Annotated in this window: 15 protein-coding genes; 13 read left to right on the forward strand and 2 right to left on the reverse strand. The window is 62.3% G+C overall.

Annotated features, from left to right (window positions below):
• Nucleotides 1–29: 29 nt before the first annotated feature.
• The 9 genes from AC6H4Z_RS05370 to AC6H4Z_RS05410 all read left to right on the forward strand — a co-directional run bounded on the left by AC6H4Z_RS05370 (nt 30) and on the right by AC6H4Z_RS05410 (nt 13,863).
• Nucleotides 30–3,209, forward strand: a complete 3,180-nt coding sequence (locus AC6H4Z_RS05370; protein ID WP_497545707.1) for a SusC/RagA family TonB-linked outer membrane protein — start codon at nt 30–32, stop codon at nt 3,207–3,209.
• 10 nt (nt 3,210–3,219) lie between these two features.
• The gene (locus AC6H4Z_RS05375) at nt 3,220–4,842 is read left to right on the forward strand and encodes a RagB/SusD family nutrient uptake outer membrane protein (protein ID WP_497545708.1); all 1,623 of its coding nucleotides are present in this window, start codon (nt 3,220–3,222) and stop codon (nt 4,840–4,842) included.
• A complete protein-coding gene (locus tag AC6H4Z_RS05380) occupies nt 4,842–6,053 on the forward strand; it encodes an alginate lyase family protein (RefSeq protein ID WP_497545709.1) in 1,212 nt (403 codons plus the stop codon). Before AC6H4Z_RS05375 ends, AC6H4Z_RS05380 begins: the two co-directional genes overlap by 1 nt.
• A 24-nt stretch (nt 6,054–6,077) precedes the next feature.
• On the forward strand, nt 6,078–8,264 hold the full coding sequence (locus AC6H4Z_RS05385) for a heparinase II/III domain-containing protein (protein WP_497545710.1): 2,187 nt from the start codon (nt 6,078–6,080) through the stop codon (nt 8,262–8,264).
• Nucleotides 8,265–8,295: 31 nt separating this feature from the next.
• A complete protein-coding gene (locus AC6H4Z_RS05390) occupies nt 8,296–9,054 on the forward strand; it encodes an SDR family NAD(P)-dependent oxidoreductase (RefSeq protein ID WP_497545711.1) in 759 nt (252 codons plus the stop codon).
• A 4-nt stretch (nt 9,055–9,058) separates the two neighbouring features.
• Nucleotides 9,059–9,406, forward strand: coding sequence for a cupin domain-containing protein (locus tag AC6H4Z_RS05395; RefSeq protein ID WP_497545712.1), 348 nt, complete (start codon nt 9,059–9,061; stop codon nt 9,404–9,406).
• Nucleotides 9,403–10,710, forward strand: coding sequence for an MFS transporter (locus AC6H4Z_RS05400; RefSeq protein ID WP_497545713.1), 1,308 nt, complete (start codon nt 9,403–9,405; stop codon nt 10,708–10,710). Before AC6H4Z_RS05395 ends, AC6H4Z_RS05400 begins: the two co-directional genes overlap by 4 nt.
• A gap of 629 nt (nt 10,711–11,339) precedes the next feature.
• On the forward strand, nt 11,340–12,485 hold the full coding sequence (locus AC6H4Z_RS05405) for a type IV pilus twitching motility protein PilT (protein ID WP_497545714.1): 1,146 nt from the start codon (nt 11,340–11,342) through the stop codon (nt 12,483–12,485).
• Nucleotides 12,486–12,666: 181 nt separating this feature from the next.
• Nucleotides 12,667–13,863 carry a type II secretion system F family protein gene (locus AC6H4Z_RS05410; protein ID WP_497545715.1) on the forward strand — a complete coding sequence of 399 codons (1,197 nt, stop codon included), beginning with the start codon at nt 12,667–12,669 and terminating at the stop codon, nt 13,861–13,863.
• 126 nt (nt 13,864–13,989) lie between these two features.
• On the opposite strand, the gene AC6H4Z_RS05415 is transcribed toward AC6H4Z_RS05410, so the two are convergent.
• Together AC6H4Z_RS05415 and AC6H4Z_RS05420 are read right to left on the reverse strand one after the other, a co-directional pair.
• On the reverse strand, nt 13,990–14,304 hold the full coding sequence (locus tag AC6H4Z_RS05415; protein WP_497545716.1) for a putative quinol monooxygenase: 315 nt from the start codon (nt 14,302–14,304) through the stop codon (nt 13,990–13,992).
• A 77-nt stretch (nt 14,305–14,381) separates the two neighbouring features.
• The gene (locus tag AC6H4Z_RS05420) at nt 14,382–15,671 is read right to left on the reverse strand and encodes a PQQ-dependent sugar dehydrogenase (protein WP_497545717.1); all 1,290 of its coding nucleotides are present in this window, start codon (nt 15,669–15,671) and stop codon (nt 14,382–14,384) included.
• A 136-nt stretch (nt 15,672–15,807) separates the two neighbouring features.
• Here AC6H4Z_RS05420 and AC6H4Z_RS05425 point away from each other — a divergent pair, with 136 nt between their 5' ends.
• The 4 genes from AC6H4Z_RS05425 (at nt 15,808) to AC6H4Z_RS05440 (ending at nt 20,655) form a co-directional block, all read left to right on the forward strand.
• Nucleotides 15,808–16,341: a hypothetical protein gene (locus tag AC6H4Z_RS05425; RefSeq protein ID WP_497545718.1), complete on the forward strand. Its 534-nt coding sequence runs from the start codon at nt 15,808–15,810 to the stop codon at nt 16,339–16,341.
• 257 nt (nt 16,342–16,598) lie between these two features.
• Nucleotides 16,599–17,525 carry a class I SAM-dependent methyltransferase gene (locus tag AC6H4Z_RS05430; RefSeq protein ID WP_497545719.1) on the forward strand — a complete coding sequence of 309 codons (927 nt, stop codon included), beginning with the start codon at nt 16,599–16,601 and terminating at the stop codon, nt 17,523–17,525.
• A 253-nt stretch (nt 17,526–17,778) separates the two neighbouring features.
• On the forward strand, nt 17,779–19,902 hold the full coding sequence (locus AC6H4Z_RS05435) for a penicillin-binding protein 1A (RefSeq protein WP_497545720.1): 2,124 nt from the start codon (nt 17,779–17,781) through the stop codon (nt 19,900–19,902).
• A gap of 48 nt (nt 19,903–19,950) precedes the next feature.
• Nucleotides 19,951–20,655 (forward strand): hypothetical protein, encoded by a 705-nt coding sequence (locus tag AC6H4Z_RS05440; protein WP_497545721.1) that lies wholly within the window; start codon nt 19,951–19,953, stop codon nt 20,653–20,655.
• The last annotated feature ends 73 nt before the right edge of the window (nt 20,656–20,728 follow it).

Genomic DNA, 20,728 nt, shown 5'->3' on the forward strand with positions numbered 1-20,728 from the left:
GATTTACCAACCCCTCCTGGAGATTCGTCATGCGATGGGCGAAACCTTTTCTCGCGCTCGCGCTGCTGTTCGCCGTTCCGAGACTCGCGACGGCGCAGGCGGCCGGCCGAGTCGCTGGTATGGTGACCGATAGCGTGACCGGGCAGCCGGTCTCCGGCGCGAACGTCGTCGTAATCGGCACGCGTCTCGGCGCAGTGAGCGGGATCGACGGCCGGTACACGATCAATGGCGTAACAGCGGGAGCGCACCAGATTCGCGTGCAGCGAATTGGCTACGCGCCAGTCACGTGGACGGTGAACGTTCCGGCAAACGATGCGGTGACGGCGTCGGTGCTCATTCACACGCAGTCGGTGCAACTCGACGCCGTCGTGTCGGTCGGGTACGGCACGCAGAACAGGCGCGATGTCACGGGCGCCGTGGCGACCGTCACGACCGAGGCGCTCGAGAAGGCGCCGATCGCGACGATCGACCAGGTGCTGCAGGGCACGTCGCCTGGTGTTCAGGTGACGACAGCCTCCGCTGAGCCAGGCGGTGCGCTCACTGTCCGCATTCGCGGCATGTCCTCGATCACCGGAAACTCGGAGCCGCTGTACGTCATCGACGGCTTTCCGATCGAGAACGACATGCAGGGGTCGGCGGCCGGAAATGGCGGTCGCGATCGCACGACACCTCCGAACCCGCTCGTCGCTCTCAATCCGAGCGACATCGAATCGATCAGCGTGTTGAAGGACGCGTCGGCGACGGCAATCTACGGTGCACGTGGGGCGAACGGCGTCGTAATCATCACGACCAAACAGGGTCGCGGCACGCGTCCGACGTTCACGCTCGATTCGTACCTCGGCTCGCAGAGCGTCGCGAAGCGCTACGACCTGCTGAACGCCAAGCAATACATGGATTACGCGAATACCTACGGTCAGAATTCCAGCACGCCTTTCACGCCGTTCCCCGACAGCGTGAAGAACGCAATCATCGCGAGCGGCATCAATACGGACTGGCAGAGCGCGATTTTCCGCGATTCGCCGGTGCGCAATCTTCAGATTGGTGTTCGAGGTGCGAGTGCCTCGGCTCAGCCGACGCGGTATGCGCTCTCGGGCGGCGTGTACGACCAGCAGGGTATCGTGATGGGCTCGGGCATCCGCCGCCTGTCGGCGCGCGCGAACGTCGATCAGTCGATTGGCGATCGTATTGAAATCGGTGGCACCTTCGCGGCCAGTCAGGCGCGTACCAAGTCGACGCCAACGTCGGGTCAGCAGAATGGAAACTCGGGCGCGGTTGCCGCGGCGCTGCAGTACGTACCGATCATGCCCATTCGCCGGCTCGACGGTTCGTACTCGTACATCAACACCGACCTCAACGCGTACAACTCGCTGCTCGACGCGCCGCAGACGCCGAATCCGGTGTCGCTCGCGGCGGACGTGATCGACAGCCTGAGCGACACGCGTCTCCTCAGCAACTTCTTCGGTCAGGCTGATCTCACGCACGACCTTCGTCTCCGCGTTTCGCTCGGCTCGGATTACGGCAGCCGTTGGCGCAATACGTACTATCCGCGCACGACGCTTCGCGGCTCGCAGGTAAACGGCGACGCGCTTCGGGCGACGTCCACAACGTCGTCGTGGCTCAACGAGAACACGCTGACCTATCAGCGCTCGTTCGGCCCGCAGAGCATCAACCTGCTGGGCGGCTACTCGCGCCAGTCGACGACCACGGACGCCGGGTCGATGCACAACACGAATTTCGTCAACGACATCACGGGCTACTTCGACATCGGCGCCGGCACGCAAACGGGCGGACCGAGCGTGGCGTCGTCGAACACCGCACAGACGCTCGAGTCGTACCTGACGCGTCTGAACTACTCGCTGCTCGACAGGTACCTGCTCACGTTGACCTACCGAAAGGACGGCTCCTCGCGCTTTGCAGCGAACAAGAAGTGGGGTGAATTCCCGTCGCTCGGCGCGGCGTGGCGCGCATCGTCGGAGTCGTGGTTCTCACACATCCAGGCGATCAACGATCTGAAATTCCGCTTCTCGTATGGTCTCGTCGGCAACCCGTCGATCCGTCCATATCAGTCGCTCGCCCAGCTCAACAACCAGGGATACAGCTTCGGCGGCACAGCGTCGTCAGGCTACTACGCGTCAACCGTCGGCAACCCGAATCTCAGCTGGGAAACGACCCGACAGGCGGACGTCGGCTTCGACCTCGCGCTGTTCGATCGCCTGACGATCAACGCGGACTACTACAAGAAGCGCACGACTGACCTACTGCTTCAGGTCTCGCTGCCGTACGAGACCGGCTTCCAGAGCGCGCTGGCCAACGTCGGTTCCGTCGCCAACGCAGGCGTGGAGTTCGGCGCGGATCTCGACATCGTGAAGTCGCCCGTGAAGGGCGCCTTCAGTTGGCATTCGAACGTGAGCTTCGCCAAGAACAAGAACCGCGTGCTCGACCTCGGCGGACAGCAGCAGATCTTCGCCGACCTGATCACGACGGACTACAACCTTCCGGGCACCCTGATTCAGGTCGGGCAGCCACTTGGCGTGTTCTATGGCTTCAAGAGCCAGGGCGTGATTCGCGACTCGGCGGCGGCTGCAGCCATCACGTGGAAGAACTTCAACGGTGGTGCGTTCAAAGCCGGCAACATGAAGGTCCTCGACATCGACGGCGACGGCGTGATCACGCTGAACGATCGCACGATTGTTGGCGACCCGACACCAGACTTCAACTACGGTTTCACGAACACCTTCAGCTGGCGCGGCGTCGAGCTGACCGGGTTGCTTCAGGGTCAGCACGGCGGGAAGATCCTGAACGTCAACCGCATCCGCACTGAGAGTTCGCCGCGCGTGAACGTATCCTCGGCGCGCTATTTCGACGCGTGGTCCCCGACGAATCCGAACGGCAAGTTCCCGTCGATCGGAGAGAATCCGAACCAGGTCGGCACGAACAACTTCACCGACAACCTGCTCGAGAGCGCGTCGTATCTGCGCCTTCGCACGATCTCCGTGTCGTATGGGCTGCCGCAGCGTCTTCTCTCCCGGTTTGGTGCGACGAGTGCGCGCTTCTACGTGACGGGCACGAACCTCTTCACGCAGACGAACTACAGCGGGTTTGATCCGGACGTGAGCGCACAGTCGGTGTCGAACCTCAATCGGGGCATCGACATCGGCGCATACCCAACCGCGCGCACGATCACGACCGGCGTCAGCTTCAACTACTGAGGAATCGCATATGACCACAATTCGCTCTCTCGCGCGCGTCCTGCCCTTTGTGGCGGTCGCAGCCGTTGCGGCGGCGTGTCGTGACCAGGGATTCCTCACGGAGAGTCCCGCCGACATCGTGTCGCCGGTCAATTTCTATCGCAATGCGAACGACGCAATCTCAGCGCTGACGTCGGCGTACGCGACGTTCGTCGACCTCCCGTCGCCGCAGTCGAACTCGGACTACTTCGGTCGCAACATGTTCATGTTGATCGAGTATCCGACTGAAGTGTCGACGAGCCGACTCAGCGCGGCGAACGAACGCAGCATGATCGGCGATTTTCACTCGCAATTCTCGTCGTCGCACGCCTATCTGCCCACGGTGTGGCAGGCGGCGTACTTCGGCATCAACCGCGCGAACACCGTGATCAGCCGAGTGCCGGCGATCGCGATGGATACGGTGCGCCGTCGGCAGATTGTTGGCGAAGCCAAGTTCCTCCGCGCGCTCCACTACTACTTCCTCGCCGGCCTCTTTGGTGGTGTGCCGCTCAAGCTCACCGAGACGACGGCGATCGCCGGCGACAACATCGCTCGCGCGACAGCGGCGGAAACGTGGACGCAGATCGAGAAGGATCTCACCGACGCCGCGGCAGTCCTGCCCAATACCTGGCCGGCGACGGACTTCGGTCGCGCGACCAAGGGTGCGGCGCTCACGCTGTTGGGTAAGGCGTATCTGCAGGCAGCCGGAACGGGTGCTGGTGCGGCTTCGGACTATCAGAAGGCGGCCGACGCATTCCGCACGGTGCAGACGCTGGGATACACGCTCGATGCGAACTACGCGAGTCTGTTCGACGGAACGAACGAGACGAGTCCCGAAGTGATCTGGTCGATGCAGAACATTCGCGCGACGAATCAGGGCGGCTATCTCGATCAGTGGTTCGCGCCGATCACCAGCCCGGTGATCTACGCGGCCGGTGCACAGAATCAGTTCCAAGCCGAGCGTCCGTTCTACGATTCGTACAACGCGACGGACATTCGCAAGGCGGGTACGTGGATGACGTCGCTCGTCGCCGGCGGCAAGACGGTGACGTGGGCGTGGACATCGGGCATTCAGGCCGCGACGAGCTACGGCTCGACGGGCCCGGTGCCGCGCAAGTACGTCGATCTGCTCGCGCCGTCGAACGGCGCTGGCGGCATCGACTATCCGTACCTCCGCTATGCCGACGCGCTGCTCGGTTTTGCCGAGGCGATCGATGCGACGACGGGTCCGACGGCTGAGGCCTATGCGGCGGTGAACCTCGTTCGTGCCCGCGCGAAGATTCCGAACCTGACCGCCGGCTTGAGCGCAGCTGCGTTCCGCGACAGCGTCTTCCTCGAGCGCCGATACGAGCTCGCGATGGAAGGACACGGTGTATTCGACAGCCGTCGCAACTGGGCGTGGTCGAAGGCGCGTATCGAAGCGAACATGGCGACGATCGCGAACGCCAATAAGAGTCCGTTCACGAGCAGCGTCGAGAAGTTCGATGCGCGTCCGATCGGCGATAAGTGGAAGCTGTATCCGATTCCGGTGTTGGCGTGCACGCTCAATCCGCTGCTGACGCAGAACGCGGGTTGGGATGACGGCATCTGTAAGCCGTCAACGGGAACGCCGTAATGCTGCAGCAGTTGATCACGAGCTCGTGCCTGCTGTTCGCGGCAGGCGCCGCGCTCGCGCAGAGTCCGAACGCGCCGCCGCGTGTGTTCGCAACGATGAGGGCCGAGTCACTCGTGTCGGTGCGCGCCCGCGTGCGTGCAGGAGACGCGACGCTCAGGCCAGCGATGGACAAGCTGTCACGTCAAGCGGACGTCGCACTCGCGGCGCCACTCGTCGCGGTGACGGATAAGCACACACAGCTTCCGCCGACTGGAAACAAGCACGACTACCTGAGCCTCAGTCCATACTGGTGGCCGGATAGCACGAAGGCCGACGGCCTGCCGTACGTGCGCCATGACGGCGTAACGAATCCGGAGAGCAAGCGCGATCTCGATCAGCCGCGTGTCGCGGCGATGAGCGAGCATGTGAGCGCACTCGCGCTGGCGTACTACCTCAGTGGGAACGAGAAGTACGCCGCGCGGGCTGCGGAGCAGTTGCGCACGTGGTTTCTCGATTCAGCGACGGCGATGACGCCGCATCTCCGGTTCGCGCAGCTCGTGCGCGGCAATCCGGAAGAGCGCGGCAGCGGCATCGTCGACACGCGAGGATTCGTCGAAGTCATCGATGCGATCGGACTGCTGCAGGGAAGCTCATCGTGGACCGACGCCGATCAGCGCGGCATGCAGCGATGGATGTCGGACTACCTGAAGTGGTTGCTGACGTCGCCGAACGGGAAACACGAGCACGACGCGAAGAACAATCACGGCTCGTGGTTCGCTGCGCAGACGGCAACGATGGCCATGTTCGTCGGCGACACGGCAAAGGCGCGCCAGATCGCGATGGACGCGAAGGCGCGTGTCGGTTGGCAGATCACCCCCGCCGGGGAGCAGCCGCTGGAGCTCGAGCGCACGAAGTCGATGCACTACAGCGGCTTCAACGTCGAAGCGCTGTCGCGCGTCGCGGAGATCGGTCGCCTACTCGGCGTGGATCTGTGGAACTACCAGGCGCCGGAAGGCGGCAGTCTACGCAAGGCGATCGACAACCTGGCGAAGTACGCCGCCGACCCGAAGGCATGGCCGGGGCAGGAGATCGCGACAGTCGGACTCGATGAAACTGTCATTCATCTTCGTCGCGCCACGACCGTGTTTGGCGGCGACAGCTATCGTGCCGTGCTGAAGTCGCTGCCGCAGAACATCGTGCGCGCCGACCGAAGCGCGCTGCTGTATCCGTAGTCGTTCAACTCCAGAGGATTGTTCGTGCGACGTGTGATAGCCTTGCTCGCGCTGCTGTGTGTTCCTGCAGCAGCAAGAGCCCAACAACACCCCAGCGTACTTCTGACGCCGCGCGACGTGGCGGCAATTCGCGCCAACGCAGCGAAGTATCCGCTGCTCGCGGCTTCGATAGCCGTGGCAAAGCAAACCGTTGGCGCGGCATTAGCGCATCCGATCGATGTCCCGCAGCCCGGCGAAGCCGGCGGCTATGCGCACGAGCGGCATAAACAGAACTACCGCGAGATGCAGTTGGCAGGTGAGCTGTATCAGATCACGGGCGACGCGAAGTACGCAGCGTTCGTGCGCGACATGCTCGAGAAGTACGCCGTGTTGTATCCAACGCTGCCGGCACATCCGCTGGCGCAGGATCAGGCGCCGGGTAAGCTGTTTCACCAATCGCTCAACGAAGCGAACTGGCTCGTCGCGACGTCGATCGCGTACGACTGCGTCTACGACTGGCTCAAACCCGCCGAGCGCGCGCGTTTCGAGAAGAATGTCTTTCGCAACATGGCCGATTGGCTCTCAGTGACACAGGCGAAGGAGTTCGATCGGATCCACAATCACGGCACGTGGGCCGACGCCGCCGTTGGCATGATCGGATATGTCATGCACGACACGTCGTACGTGAATCGCGCCATCTATGGCACGAAGCGCGACAAGACGGGCGGTTTCCTGCGCCAGCTCGATCTCCTCTTCTCGCCGGACGGCTACTACTCGGAAGGTCCGTACTACATCCGCTACGCGCTGATGCCGTTCTATCAGTTCGCCGAAGCGATCAACAACAATCAGCCCGACCTGCGCATCTACGAGTACCGTAGCGGCATTCTCAAGAAGGGATTGTACGCGGCGCTACAGACGACCTTCCCGAACGGCGTGTTCGCGCCGATCAACGATGCGTCGCGCACGATGGACATCACGACGCCGGAAGCAGTGCTCGCCGTCGATCTCGCGTACGGTCACTACGGCGCCGACGCCAACCTGCTCGGAGAAGCGGCGATTCAGCAGCAGGTGATTCTGTCCGGTGGTGGACTCAAAGTCGCACGCGATCTCGCGGCACGATCCTCGGCGCCGAAAGTGGCGTGGCCGAGTGTGGAGTTAACCGACGGTCCGGAAGGAACGCAGGGCGGACTTGGTATTCTGCGTTCGGGCTCCGGCGCCGATGCGACGATGCTGCTCATGAAGTACGGCGTGCACGGTCAGGGGCACGGCCACTTCGACAAGCTGCACTTCATGTTCTTCGATGCGGGCACCGAAGTCGTTCCCGACTACGGCTTCAGCCGGTGGATCAACATCGAGCCGAAGTACGGCGGTCGATATCTGCCGGAGAACGACTCATACGCCAAGCAGACGATCGCACACAACACGGTCGTCGTAGACGAGCTGACGCAGAGTGCCGGCAACTATCAGGCGGACGAGAAGAAAGCCGCGCAGCGCCACTTCTTCGATGCGAGCAATCCAAGCGTCCAAGCGATGAGCGCGCGTGCCGACGGCTACTACGATGGCGTTGGAATGCAGCGTACGATGCTCTTGGTGCGCGACGCTCGACTGCCCAATCCCGTTGTCGTCGATCTCTATCGTCTGACCAGTCAGGCGAACCACACGTACGACTATCCGTTGCACTTCCGCGGCCAGTTGATCGCCACGAACGTGAAGTACGACGCCCACACGACCGAGCAGAAGGCGTTGGGCGCGAAGGCCGGCTATCAGCACATTTGGAACGAGGCGAGCGGACCCGCGGATAGTGCGGTGCGCATGACATGGCTGGCGGGTCACCGTTATTACACGATCACGTCGGCCGCGGAGTCCGGCGCGCAGTTGATTCTCGGACGCACAGGTGCAGGCGATCCGAATTTCAACCTGATCGCCGAACCGCTGATGATCGTTCGGCAGCGCGGAGCCGATCAGACCTTCGCGTCAGTGGTCGAGCCGCACGGCTACTTCAGCGAGTTGGAAGAGCGATCGGCGAATGCTCGGGGCGTGATTCAGGGCATTCGCGTTCTCGCGTCAACCCCCGAAGGCACCGTCGCCGAAGTAACGGGCACCGGCGGCCTCAAATGGACGGTCATGGTCAACAATGGCGCGGCGTCCTCCGTCGCGAAGCACCGCGTACTTGTTGGCGGCCAGACGTACGAATGGACGGGGAACGTCGCGGTCACCGGATTGCAGCACTGATTTCAGAACTTTGACTCAGACAAATCGAATCATGCAAATAGATCTGAAGGGACGGACCGCGTTGGTCACCGGCGGCGGACGAGACATTGGTCGCGCCGTGTCGCTGGCGCTCGCCGAGTGTGGCGCGTCGGTCGTGATCAACTACAACAGCAGCAGCGACGCGGCGAAGGCGGTCGTCGAGGAGATCACGAGTCGCGGCGGTCGTGCCATCGCCGTTCAGGCCGACGTGACAAAAGCTGCCGACATCAAGCGACTGATCGACGTTGCGCGCATGGCGTTCGGCAGACCGATCGACCTGTTGGTCAACAATGCCGGTGGCCTGATCGCGCGTCGCACCGTCGACGAGATGGACGAAGAGTTCTTCGACAGCGTGATGGCGGTGAACTTCAAGAGCACGTTCCTGGTGACGAAGGCCGTCGCTCCGCTCATGCCCGAGGGCAGCACGATCGTCAACCTCGCGTCACTCGCGGCGCGCGATGGCGGCGGCCCGGGCAGCGCGATCTACGCGTCGGCGAAGGGTGCCGTGTTGACCTTCACCCGTGGCATGTCGAAGGAGCTGTCGGGCAAGAAAATTCGCGTCAACTGCGTGTCGCCTGGCATGATCGATACGACCTTCCACGATCAGCACACGAAGCCGGAAGCGCGCAAGGCAACGGCCGCGCGCACGTCGGTTGGGCGCGAAGGCACTCCGCAGGACGTCGCCAACGCTGTGGTGTTCCTGGCGTCGAACGCATCGTCGTATCTGAATGGCGAGTCGATCGAGATCAACGGTGGGCTGCACTTTGTCTAGCGCGGTGGATCGCCGAGGCGCGCCGTTCGCGCCAATGCTCGAGGATGGGTGGGAGGCGACCGGCCCCGGTGTTCGTCGCCAGATCCTCGCATACGATTCGGAGTTGATGATGGTGTCGGTACAGTTCACCAAGGGCTCTATCGGCCCGGTGCACTCGCACGTGCATCGCCAAGCGACGTACGTGGTGCGCGGCCGGTTCAGCGTGTTGGTGGGCGGTGAGCAGCGCGAACTGCGCGCGGGCGACAGCTTCTTCGCCGAGCCGCACATTCCGCACGGTGTGACCGCACTCGAGGACGGCACGCTGATCGACGTGTTCACCCCAGTCCGCGAAGACTTCCTCTCGGCGCAATGAGCGACGAGCGCGAGCACCAATTCGGTGGTGTTCGGTGGGTGATCATCGGCATGATCTGCATGCTGACGGTCATCAACTACATCGATCGTCAGACCCTGTCGGTGCTCGCGCCGACGATTCGCGAGGCGTTCGGCATGACGAACGTGAGCTACTCGCGCGTCGTCACGATGTTCCTGTTGGGATACACGCTGTCGCAAGCGGCGTCGGGGCGGATTCTCGATCGCATCGGCACGCGCCGCGGCTTCATGCTGTTCGTCGGCATTTGGACTGTCGCGTCGATGCTGCATTCGATCGCGGCCACTGTGTTCGCGCTTGGTGCTTTCCGGTTCTTGCTCGGCATTGGTGAAGCGGGGAACTGGCCTGGCGCGGCGAAAGCGGTTGCAGAATGGTTCCCGGTGAAGGAACGCGCCTTCGCGATGGCGATCTTCAACAACGGATCGACGATCGGTGCCGTGCTGGCGCCGCCGGTGATTGCGTTCGTCGCGCTGACGTATGGCTGGCGGTATGCGTTCTTCATTGGCGCGGGCTTGTCGGCACTGCTGATGGTGGCGTGGTACTTCTACTTCTTCACGCCCGACAAGCAGCCGTGGCTGTCCAAACAGGAACGCGAGTATATCCGCGCGGGGCAGGCGGTTGGCGATTCGGAGGGCGGACGCCGTCGTCCATGGCTGTCGCTGTTCGGATATCGGCAAGTGTGGGCCGTGATCGCGGCGCGCTTCTTCACCGATCCGATCTGGTGGTTCCTGATCTCGTGGCTGCCGAACTATCTGAAGAGTGAGCGTGGGTTCACGCTGCAGTTGATCGGACTGCTGGCGTGGATTCCGTTTCTCTTCGCCGACGTGGGCACGCTCACGGGCGGGGCGGTTTCTAGTTTGCTCATTCGCCGGGGCTGGAGCGTGGATGCGGCGCGCAAGAGCGTCTTGGTCGCGAGCATGACGCTCGTGCCGATTGGCGTGCTCACGATCGTGTCGACACGTAGCGATGCGCTGGCGATCGCTGCGATCAGTCTGATCGCTTTCGGTTTCCAGAGCTGGATCGCGAACATCCACACCATTCCGTCGGACTGTTTTCCGAAACAGGACGTCGGGTCGGTGTTCGGGATTGGCGGAACGTCAGCGGGAATTGCGAGCATGCTGTTCACGCTGCTCGTCGGCTTCGTCGTCGATCGGTTTTCGTATACGCCGGTGTACATCATGGTCGGTCTGATGGGGCCGATCGGCGCCGTGCTGTTCCTCCTGATCATGGGTCGAATCGAGCGCGTGCCCGCGCTGGGGCTGGCAGCGGGGGAGAGCGAGGCGACGTGATGTCCTCCGCGGGACCGCTGGCAATACTGCCGAAACTGCCGGCAGTATTGCCTCGGCTCCCGCTGCGGACATCACGTCGCCTCGCTCTCTGCGGTTGCCAGCTCCGCGCGGGGGGACGCGAGGGATTTCGCAACATGCTCGGCGTCGGAGCGCCGGCGCCGATCGGGGAGTGGGTGTCGCGCGGGTCGTCCGGTGCGCGAGCGATGAACTCGTGCTGGCGTCACGCGCCGGGACGAGGCGGGTTGGCGGCGGACTGTCCACGGCAAGCGACGCGCGCGTCGCCGTGTCGGATTCGCACGAGGCGAGAATCGCGGCGCCGTCTGACGCAGAGGGTAGACGAGAGCGAGGCAGCGTGACGCCTGGAGCGGGAGCCTAGGCAATACTGCCAAGCAGTACCGGCAGTATTGCCAGAGGTCCCGCGGAGGGCGTTACGCTGCCTCGCTCTCTGCGCGACGCTCTGTCCCCAAAGAGCCGCCGTTTCGGAAGCAGTCGCGAGACGCCAGAACGACTAGGTCGTCTACCACAGGTAGGCCTAGATGATCGGCCGGCGCGCCACCCCGGGTTTTCGTGGGACGGCAGGAACGTAAACGCTGGTCGGTCATCAACTTATCGACGTCTTCCCTGGTTCGATGACCGCACCGACCCCGCCCGGCGCATCCGCTCTCAATCTCCGCGTACTGCTCGAAGAAGTCATCGAGCGGGGCGCGTCCGACCTTCACATCACCGCCGGTGAACGCCCGATGCTCCGCATCGACGGCGACATCACGCGGTCGAATGTCGATTTCGTCATGCAACCGAAGGACACGCTGCAGCTCGCGTATTCGGTGCTGACGGAAAACCAAAAGAAGCGCTTCGAGACCGAAGACGAACTCGATTTCTCTTTCGGTATTCAGAACCTCGCGCGCTTCCGCGGCAACTGCTTCAAGCAGCGCGGCTGTGTGTCGATGGTCATTCGGCAGATTCCGTTCAACATCAAGACGTTCGAACAGCTCCAGCTGCCCAAGGTCATCGCCGATCTCGCCGACAAGCCGAAAGGCTTGATCCTCGTGACCGGCCCCACTGGCTCCGGTAAGTCGACGACGCTCGCAGCGATGCTCGACAAGATCAACAAGGAGCTGAAGGGACACATGATCACGATCGAAGATCCGATCGAGTTCATTCACAAGCACCAGAGCTGCATCGTCAATCAGCGCGAAGTCGGCAGCGACACGAAGAGCTTCCAGGCTGCGCTCAAGTACGCACTGCGACAGGATCCTGACGTCGTCCTCATCGGCGAAATGCGCGATCTGGAAACGATTCAGGCGGGCCTCACGATCGCGGAAACGGGTCACCTCGCGTTCGCCACGCTGCACACGAATAGCGCGGCCGAGGCGATCAACCGCATCATCGACGTGTTTCCGAGCCATCAGCAGTCGCAGGTACGCGCGCAGCTCGCGTTCTGTCTCGAAGGCATCGTCACGCAGACGCTACTGCCGCGTGCGACTGGAAAGGGCCGCGCCATGGCCGCGGAGATTCTCGTCGTGACGCCGGCAATTCGCGCCCTGATTCGCGACGACAAGATCCATCAGATCTATTCGATGATGCAGTCGGGCAAGAAGTACGGCATGTGCACGATGAACGACTCGCTGTACAACTTGTACATGAACAAGGTCGTCGCGCTCGAAGAAGTGCTTCGCGCCAGCCACGATCAGTCGGAGCTCACGCGCATGATCGGCATCTCGGCGGAAGGCGAATCGACGGGGAAAATTGCGGCGGTGGGCGGCGGAAAGCGGTAGTTGATGCGCTAGGTCGCGAGTGCGTTGTGATGTAGCTCACGGGGTCGTTTTGCTTTCTTCGCAACGTGCCGAAACTCGTAATGTTTGCCGTTGGTTAGTCGTCGAATAGACGCTACCCCGTCGCATTCATTGTTCGCGCTCGCCGTCGAGCGCTCAGCGACCGAAGAATCCTCGAGGCCCGATGCCGCAATTCACGTACACTGCCCGCGCCGTCAACGGCGAGTTAAAATCGGCGACGATCGACGCGCCGAATCGCGACGAGGTCATCAAGCAACTCAGGCAGCAGCGCCTGAACGTCGTGAAGATCGACGAGGGCTCCGCGCAGAAGAAGAAGAGCCTCGGCTCCGTGAAGATGCGCGACATCGTCATCTTCACGCGACAGTTCTCGACGATGATCAACTCCGGCCTGCCGCTGGTGCAGGCGCTCGACATTCTCGCGCAACAGAGTGAAAACCCGGCGCTCAAGGATGTGACGCGCCAGGTCGTGTTCGACGTCGAGTCTGGAAACACCGTCGCCGATGCACTGCGCAAGCATCCGAAGGCGTTCTCAGAGCTGTACGTCAACATGGTGGCGGCCGGTGAGGCGGGCGGTATTCTCGATACCATCCTGATGCGCCTCGCGGTCTTCATGGAAAAGAACGACGCCCTCATCCGAAAGGTGAAGGGCGCCATGATTTACCCGGGCGTGATCATGAGCGTGGCGGCAATCGCCATCACGGTGCTCTTGATCTTCGTCATTCCAACGTTCCAATCGATGTTCGAGAGCGCGCATATCGCGCTTCCGCTGCCGACGCGAATCGTCATCGGGCTGTCGCACGCGCTCAAGACGTACTGGTGGGTCGTGGTTGGCGGCGCTGTTGGCGGCGTATTCGTGCTCCGTCGCTATTACGCGACGCCTGGCGGCAAGCTGACGATCGACCGATTGATGCTGAAGGCGCCGGTGTTGGGCGACGTGCTGCGTAAGTCGGCGGTGTCGCGCTTCACGCGTACGCTCGGCACGCTGATTTCGTCGGGTGTCTCGATTCTCGACGGACTGGAAATCACGGCGAAGACGTCGGGCAACCGCGTCATTCAGGACGCGATCATGGAATCGCGTGCGTCGATCGCCGGCGGTGAGACGATCGCTGCGCCGCTCAAGAAGTCGCAGGTGTTCCCGCCGATGGTCATCTCGATGATCTCGGTCGGTGAGCAGACTGGTGGTCTCGACGAAATGCTCACGAAGATCGCGGACTTCTACGATGAAGAAGTCGATGCGGCGGTCAGCGGCTTGCTCGCGTTGATGGAACCGGTGATGATCGTGTTCCTCGGCGTCGTGGTTGGCGGCATGGTCATCGCGATGTACCTGCCGATCTTCGACATGGTGAACGCGGCGGGATAACCGGTCGCCGCGCGAGATCGATTACGTGGGGCGTTCGACGAGAGTCGAATGCCCCACGTTTAGTTTCGCGGCGCTCTCGATGCGGGATTGAATCAATGGCTCGCCGCGAACCGGCAAAATCTACATTCACTCGAGGGACGAAGAGTCCGGAGTGAGCGCGTCGTAGCGCACGCCGCGTCGTGGTTCGGCCATCATCGGCGCGACCGTATCACGCCACTTCACATAGTGCGCGGTGTCTTTGTGCTTCGCCGGATCCTCGGGACCGCGATAGATCTCGACCAGCACGAAGTGCGTTGGATCATCGCTCTGGCGAAGCAGGTCGAAGCGCATGATCCCGGGTTCGCGGATACTGTGCCGTGCATTCTCCTGCGTGGCAGCGACGAACGCCTCGACGGCATCGGGGTGCACATGGATGTGGACGTGAACGATGAGCACGCGCACCTGCGGTGAGTTAGGAGTGAGATACGACAGATTCCGTGTCGCACGTGAAATGAACTGCGATGAATTTCATGGCGAGGTCAATCGCGTGGCGGTGGCGCGGGCGTGAGACGAAGCAGCCCGCCGCGGATCTCGTTGACCAACAGCCACACCGCGCCGTCCGGACCAACCGCCACGTCGCGAATCTCGTGGCCAAGATTCCAACGCTCCGCCGGCATCGCGCCACCCTTGCCATCGAACGTGATTCGGCTCAACGATCGCGAGCCCAGGCCGGCGATCAGACCCGAGCCGTTCCACTGCGGGAACATCGCGCCGTTGTAGAGCGCGAGATTTCCGGGCGCGATCACCGGCGTCCAGTACAGCACCGGCTTCGCCAGATCGGGCCGCGTATCCGGATGCGGAATCACTTTGCCGTTGTAGTGTCTCCCGTACGACACCAGCGGCCAACCGTAGTTCTTGCCTGGCTCGATCACATTCAGCTCGTCGCCGCCGGCCGGTCCGTGCTCGAGCTCCCACAGTCGGCCGTCGGGCGTGAACACCAGACCATAGGGCGTGCGATGACCGCTGCTCCACGTCTCCGACGGCGTCAGGTTGTCGTCGGGAAATGTGTAGGTGTACATCGCGGGCGCATTCGTCGCGCCATCGGTGTCGTTTTGCCAATCGATGATGTCGACCGCCTTCGCACCGGTCTTGCCCGCCTGCGGATTGCCCGGCGCCGGCTTTCCGTCGAGCGTTAGCCGGAGAATCTTGCCAACTGGCTGATTCGGATCCTGCGCCGGGGTAATGCGGTTGCGATCGCCGAGCGCTAAGAACAGGAACTGCCCGTCGGGAGAAAAGGCGACTGCGCCGCCGACCTGTCCGCCTTTCCCGCGCGCGCCATCATGCCAGATCACCTGAAGTCCTTCGAGGCTCGCTTTGCCATCGGCGATCGACAGACGGGCACGCGCCAGCGCGAGCCCCGACCCGACCGGTGGGCCTGGCTCTGAATAGGTGAGGTAGATGTTGTGATCAGTCGCGTACTTCGGCGATATGTAGACGCCGAGCATGCCGCCGTTGTCTAGATATCCTCGAGTGTTCCCGAGGAACTCGGAGCGCGGCAGGTTCGTGACCGGTGTTTTCACACCGTCCTGCGTCACCAACCACAGTGCGCCCATTTTTTCCGTGATCAGCATCCGGCCATCGGGGAGAAATGCAATGCGCCACGGCAATTGGAAGGGCGCCACCTGCGTCACCGTGAACGGCAGCACCGGCTCGGCGGATCGATTCGCGTTGATCTGCGCATCCGCAATTGTCGATAACAACGTGAGAGCCACGGCTGCGCAACGCCCGCTCCAGGTCCGGTGATATAAGCGATCGTTAAACGTCGTCACGTGCGTGCTCTCAGGTGCGGATACGCGAACCTACGGGCGACGATTGCGAAGCGACAGAGCGAATTCGTGAGGCAAAGAGGCCGGCCGGTATGCGACGTGCGCTTCGCGGTAGGGTACCCATGCCGGGCCACTAGCTATGTCCGTTTCGGCGTACTCCAGCGTCCGCCCCGTGGGGCCGGCGCACTCGACACTTCGAGAAGGTGTCATCGCGGGAGGGCTGGGCGCGCTGGCAGTCGCGCTCTGGTTCTTGATCGTCGACGGCATCGCGGGTCGCGCGCTGCATACGCCCGCGCTGCTCGGTGCGATGGTTCTACACGTGCCGGATCCGATCGCGGCATCCGAGGGGCCAAATCGACTGCTGCTCGCGGCCCTCTATACGCCGATTCACTTCATCCTGTTCGCACTATTCGGCGTGGTCGTCGTCTTTTTGATGCATAGCGCGAAGAAGCAGCCAAGTCTTCTGATGCTGGCGCTGATGTTGTTCGCTGTCTTCGAAGGCGGTTTTACCGGCCTCGTTGCAATCCTCGAGCACTCGGCCCTCGGTGAGCTCGCGTGGTATCAGGTCGCAATCGGCAACCTCATCGCGGTCATCGTGATGGCCTGGTATGTGTGGCGTCGCCACCCGGATGTCCGCGCTATCTGGAGTCATCGCCTGGATGACAATGGCTGATGGCTGTTGTGACAAAACGATGAACTGACATAAGTGCGACATCGCACGGCGTCCTGGGACTGGATAACAATTCGCGGACCACTGTAACGAATCGGCCGCGGCTTACGCGGGAGCGTTGGCGCGAGGTTGATCAGAACTCATATCCCTAGCACATTCCGGCCCGCAGCTTGCTAGCAGACTCGACCGACACCCGCCAATCGCCGCGCGAATCGGGCGTTGTTGGTATGACCAACCGTTCCTTGCATTCGGAGGAGTCGATGTACTCGGGATTCCCAAGCTCGATGCTCGAATTGGTTCGGTGCCCCGCCGACGGCGGCACCTTGCTGCCGAGTGCTGCGTGCAATGAGGCATCTCAGATCCTGAACGGATCTCTCATCTGCGCGACCTGCGCGTCTGAATTTCAGGTCGAGCATGGGATCCTCGACCTCCTCGGCGATGACCGGCCGGCAGATCCCGTCAATTCCAGGGAAATGGATGCCCGCGATGAAGATTCCCGGAAGCTGTTGCTGAGCAACAGCCCACCCGACAGTAACCGCGAACGCAATGAAATTGCGCGTACGCTGATCCCGATGGGGAACGTTCGCAAACAAACAGTTCTCGAGATTGGTTGCGGCAAGGGACCGTATACCCGCCGCCTTGTCGCGGCGGGTGCCCGCGTGCTCGCGACTGACTTCTCACGCGACGCGTTGGTACTCAACGCAACGAAGTTGCCAGATTCCGATGGTGAAGTCGCTCTCGTGCGCGCCGATGTTAGCACTTTCAAGACGGCACCAGGACGCTTCGACCTCGCACTGTCGACTTTGTATTCGAACCTCCCGAGTCGCGAACTCAGGCTCGCGTCGTCTCGCATGGTCTGCGACGCTCTCGCACCGAACGGTCGATACATCGCCACAGCGCACCACTATCATTTGCGCGATGCATTGAGCCAAGCGCCGAAGGTGTCGACCTACAGTAATGGGATTTTCTTTCAAGCCTTTGGACGCTCGGAGTTCAAACAAGAGATTGCTGAAGTCTTCTCGAGCGTCTCGGTGAGTCCATTTGGTATTTGGATTCCGTATGTCAGTCGTTCGATCGCGCTTCGCCCGTACGTCTCGCGCGTCGCAGAGGTGGTTCCAGGTGTGAATCTGCTCGGGGAGCTCCTGCTTGCCGTGGCGAGGCCGGGGGCATCCGCACGCCGCAACTAGCAATTGACTGTGTCGCATTGGGCTCGTATGCCTGTCCGCTTCGCATGCAGCCGCCAACAGTGGAAAGCCACGTCAGCGTGCGGCGCACGGCCCGGGTCTCTCGTTGAGGCTATGACGGTTCTCGATTGCCGAGCGGTGATCACGAAATCGTGAAGAATCCGCTCGGCATGAACGGGGTTTCCCGGTTCTAAGTCATGGTCCGCAAGCGCTTTCCGTATTACAATTGAGCACCTCAACCAGGCATCGCGCCTCGATGTCGGATATGCGGCAGCAGCTGCACGCAGCAATTGTCGCCGCAGCCCGGCGCGCCACGCTGACAACAATCGTCGCCATCGCCCCGCGCCTGACGGCGCAAGAGGCCCCGGGCAGGACCGGTCAAGCGTGGACCATCATTCCGCTCACCCAATCCACGCTCGTCTTCGCTCGCGATAGTTCTCTCATTGGAGAGATTGGTCGCGAGATACGCCGGAGCGTGCCGATCGCATCGTTGCCGCCCTATGTGCCAAAGGCGTTCGTTGCCGTTGAGGATCAACGGTTTTACGCACACGACGGCGTGGACGTGCGCGCCGTTGGCGGAGCGATCGTCGGCAAGTTACTTCGCACCAATCGTGGCGGTGGAAGCACCATTACCGAACAACTCGTTGGTTACATGCACCCCGACGCCATCGACCGCCGGGAAAAGACGTACTCGCGGAAACTGCGAGGCGAGTCGGCAGCGCGCGAAATGGAGCGCCACTATCCCAAGGACACGATCCTCCAAGCGTATCTCAACCAGATCGATCTCGGACACGGATGGTTTGGCGTCGACGCAGCGGCGCGCCACTATTTTGGCCACCCGGCATCGCAATTGACGCTTGCCGAGGCGGCGACGATCGCGGGTCTGCCGCGGTCCCAGCCGCACTACGATCCAATCGCACATCCTGCAGTCGCGCTGGCGCGGCGAAATCTCATCCTGCAGATGATGGCCGATCAAAAGCTCATCACGCAGGCGGTGGCTGATAAGACCAAGGCGGAATTGCTTCACACGGCGCCGAATGCGGGTATGTCCGTGGCGGCTGGTTACTTCGTCGACGCGGTGAAGGCGGCGGCTACGCGCTCGACCGTCCTCTGGATGAATGGCGGCTATCGGATTTACACAACACTCAATCCGGTGCTGCAGCGGTCCGCGGTCGCTGCCGTCGTCGACGGAACAAAGCAGATCGAACAGGCGAAGGGGTATAAGCACGTCACGCTGGCAGCGGCAAAACCTGGGCAGACGGATTACTTACAGGCGATGACGGTCGCGATCGATCCGTCGAATGGCGACGTGCTCGCTCTCGTCGGTGGCCGAGACTACGGGCGCTCGCAATACAATCGTGCGACGATCGCCACGAGGCAGCCTGGGTCGTCGTTTAAGCCGATCGTGTACGCCAAGGCGATCGAGGACAGTGTCTCGGTCAATACGATCGTGCCAGATACGGCACTCGAAATCCCCATGCCCGCCGGACAGCCCGCGTACAAACCCGGTGAGGCAGATGGCGCGTTCTGGGGATTCACCACTGTGCGCGACGGGTTGCCAACGAACATCGCGATGACGATGCGTGAGGGGCTGGTTCACTCGCGAAACATGGTGGCGATACAACTCGGGCTTCGCGTCGGCATGGATTCGGTCGCCGCGCTGTCTCAACGACTCGGCATCGCCAGTCGAATCGCACCTGTTCCGGCCAGTGCGATCGGTGCGTCAATGGTGCATCCGATCGAAATCGTCGCGGCGTACACCGCGTTCGCCAACAACGGTGCGATCGTTCAGCCGCGATTCATCGACTGGATCGAGGACGCCAACGGCCGAAAGGTCTTCAGAGTTCCAGCATCGAGTCCGCAACAGGTGCTGGATCCTCGAGTGGCGTTCATCGTGCGGGACATGATGCGCGATGCCGCCGAACGCGGTAGCGGCATCGCTGCGCGGAAGGCCGTGAGGGAGGACGTTCCGATTGCCGGCAAAACAGGGACGACGAACGACAACAAGGACGTCTGGTTCGTAGGAATGACGCCGCAGATCGTCGCCGGCGTGTGGCTCGGCTTCGACACGCCGAAATCGATTGCTCCCGGCGCAGTCGGAGGACTGCTCGCGGCGCCGATCTGGGGGCAGATGATTGGTCGCTACTACGCCGATGAGCAGACCATCAAACCGTGGGGGGCTCCGCCGGAGGGACTCGTGTACGCCGAGATCGATCGCACCACGGGGCAGATCGCGACCGCGTCGACGGCGTTCGGAGCACGGTATACGGAGTATTTTCTTCCGGGCACAGAGCCGCTCGCTCTCCGCAACAACCCTTGGAAGGTACCGCAATGGGGGCCGCTGTTCGTTCCGCTCCCGAGGCCGCCGATCGCATATTAGAGATGCGGTAACAAGAGTAAGGGGCGGAACGAAACATGAGCACGGCTCATGCAGAACGTTCGCCGCATGACTCGTATAGGCCCGATACTCAGCATCGGCGTGACAGCGCTAGCAGTGACGGTCGCGTTCGCCGCCTGTAGCAAGCCGAAGAACGCGGTCGTCGACACGTCGACGCCTCAGCCTGCTGTGCCCGGCGCCGCTGCCGCGCCCGCCCCATCGGCCGACACCATGACGATGATTCGCGGCACGATCGCCAGCGTCTCGGCCACTCAGTTGGTTGTCACCACCGACAGTGGCAACAAGACCGTCACGCTCACGTCGCCCGTGACAGTCTACGATCGCGGACCGAGCGTGCTCGCCAACGTGAAGAACAACACCTTCATTGGCGTGACGACGGTCAAGCAACCAGACGGCAGCGAACGGGCGACGGAGATTCACATCTTTCCCGACGCGCTGCGCGGCCTCGGAGAGGGGAGCCGCATGATGACCGGCGGCTCGCAAATGACCAATGGTGCCGCCTCACCATCAGCATCACGAATGTCAAATGGCAGCGTCGCCAACAGCTCCGGCTCGGCGATGGTGGTGCAGTACGCCGGCGGATCGACGAGCGTCACGATTCCCCCGAGCACGCCGGTAACCGAGATCAAGGCGACGTCCAAGCCGCTCGCCGTCGGAAACGGTGTTGTAGTCATCGCGATGCCGAGCGCCGGCGGAACGCTCTCGACGAATCGCGTTTTGCTGACTGGCAAGTAGTACCCGATCCCAAGATCGGCGGCGCTCGTTTGCGCCGCCGCAAGCAAAAATGGCGACGCTCCGTTTCCGGAAC

This window comes from Leucogemmata humicola, from assembly GCF_055379415.1.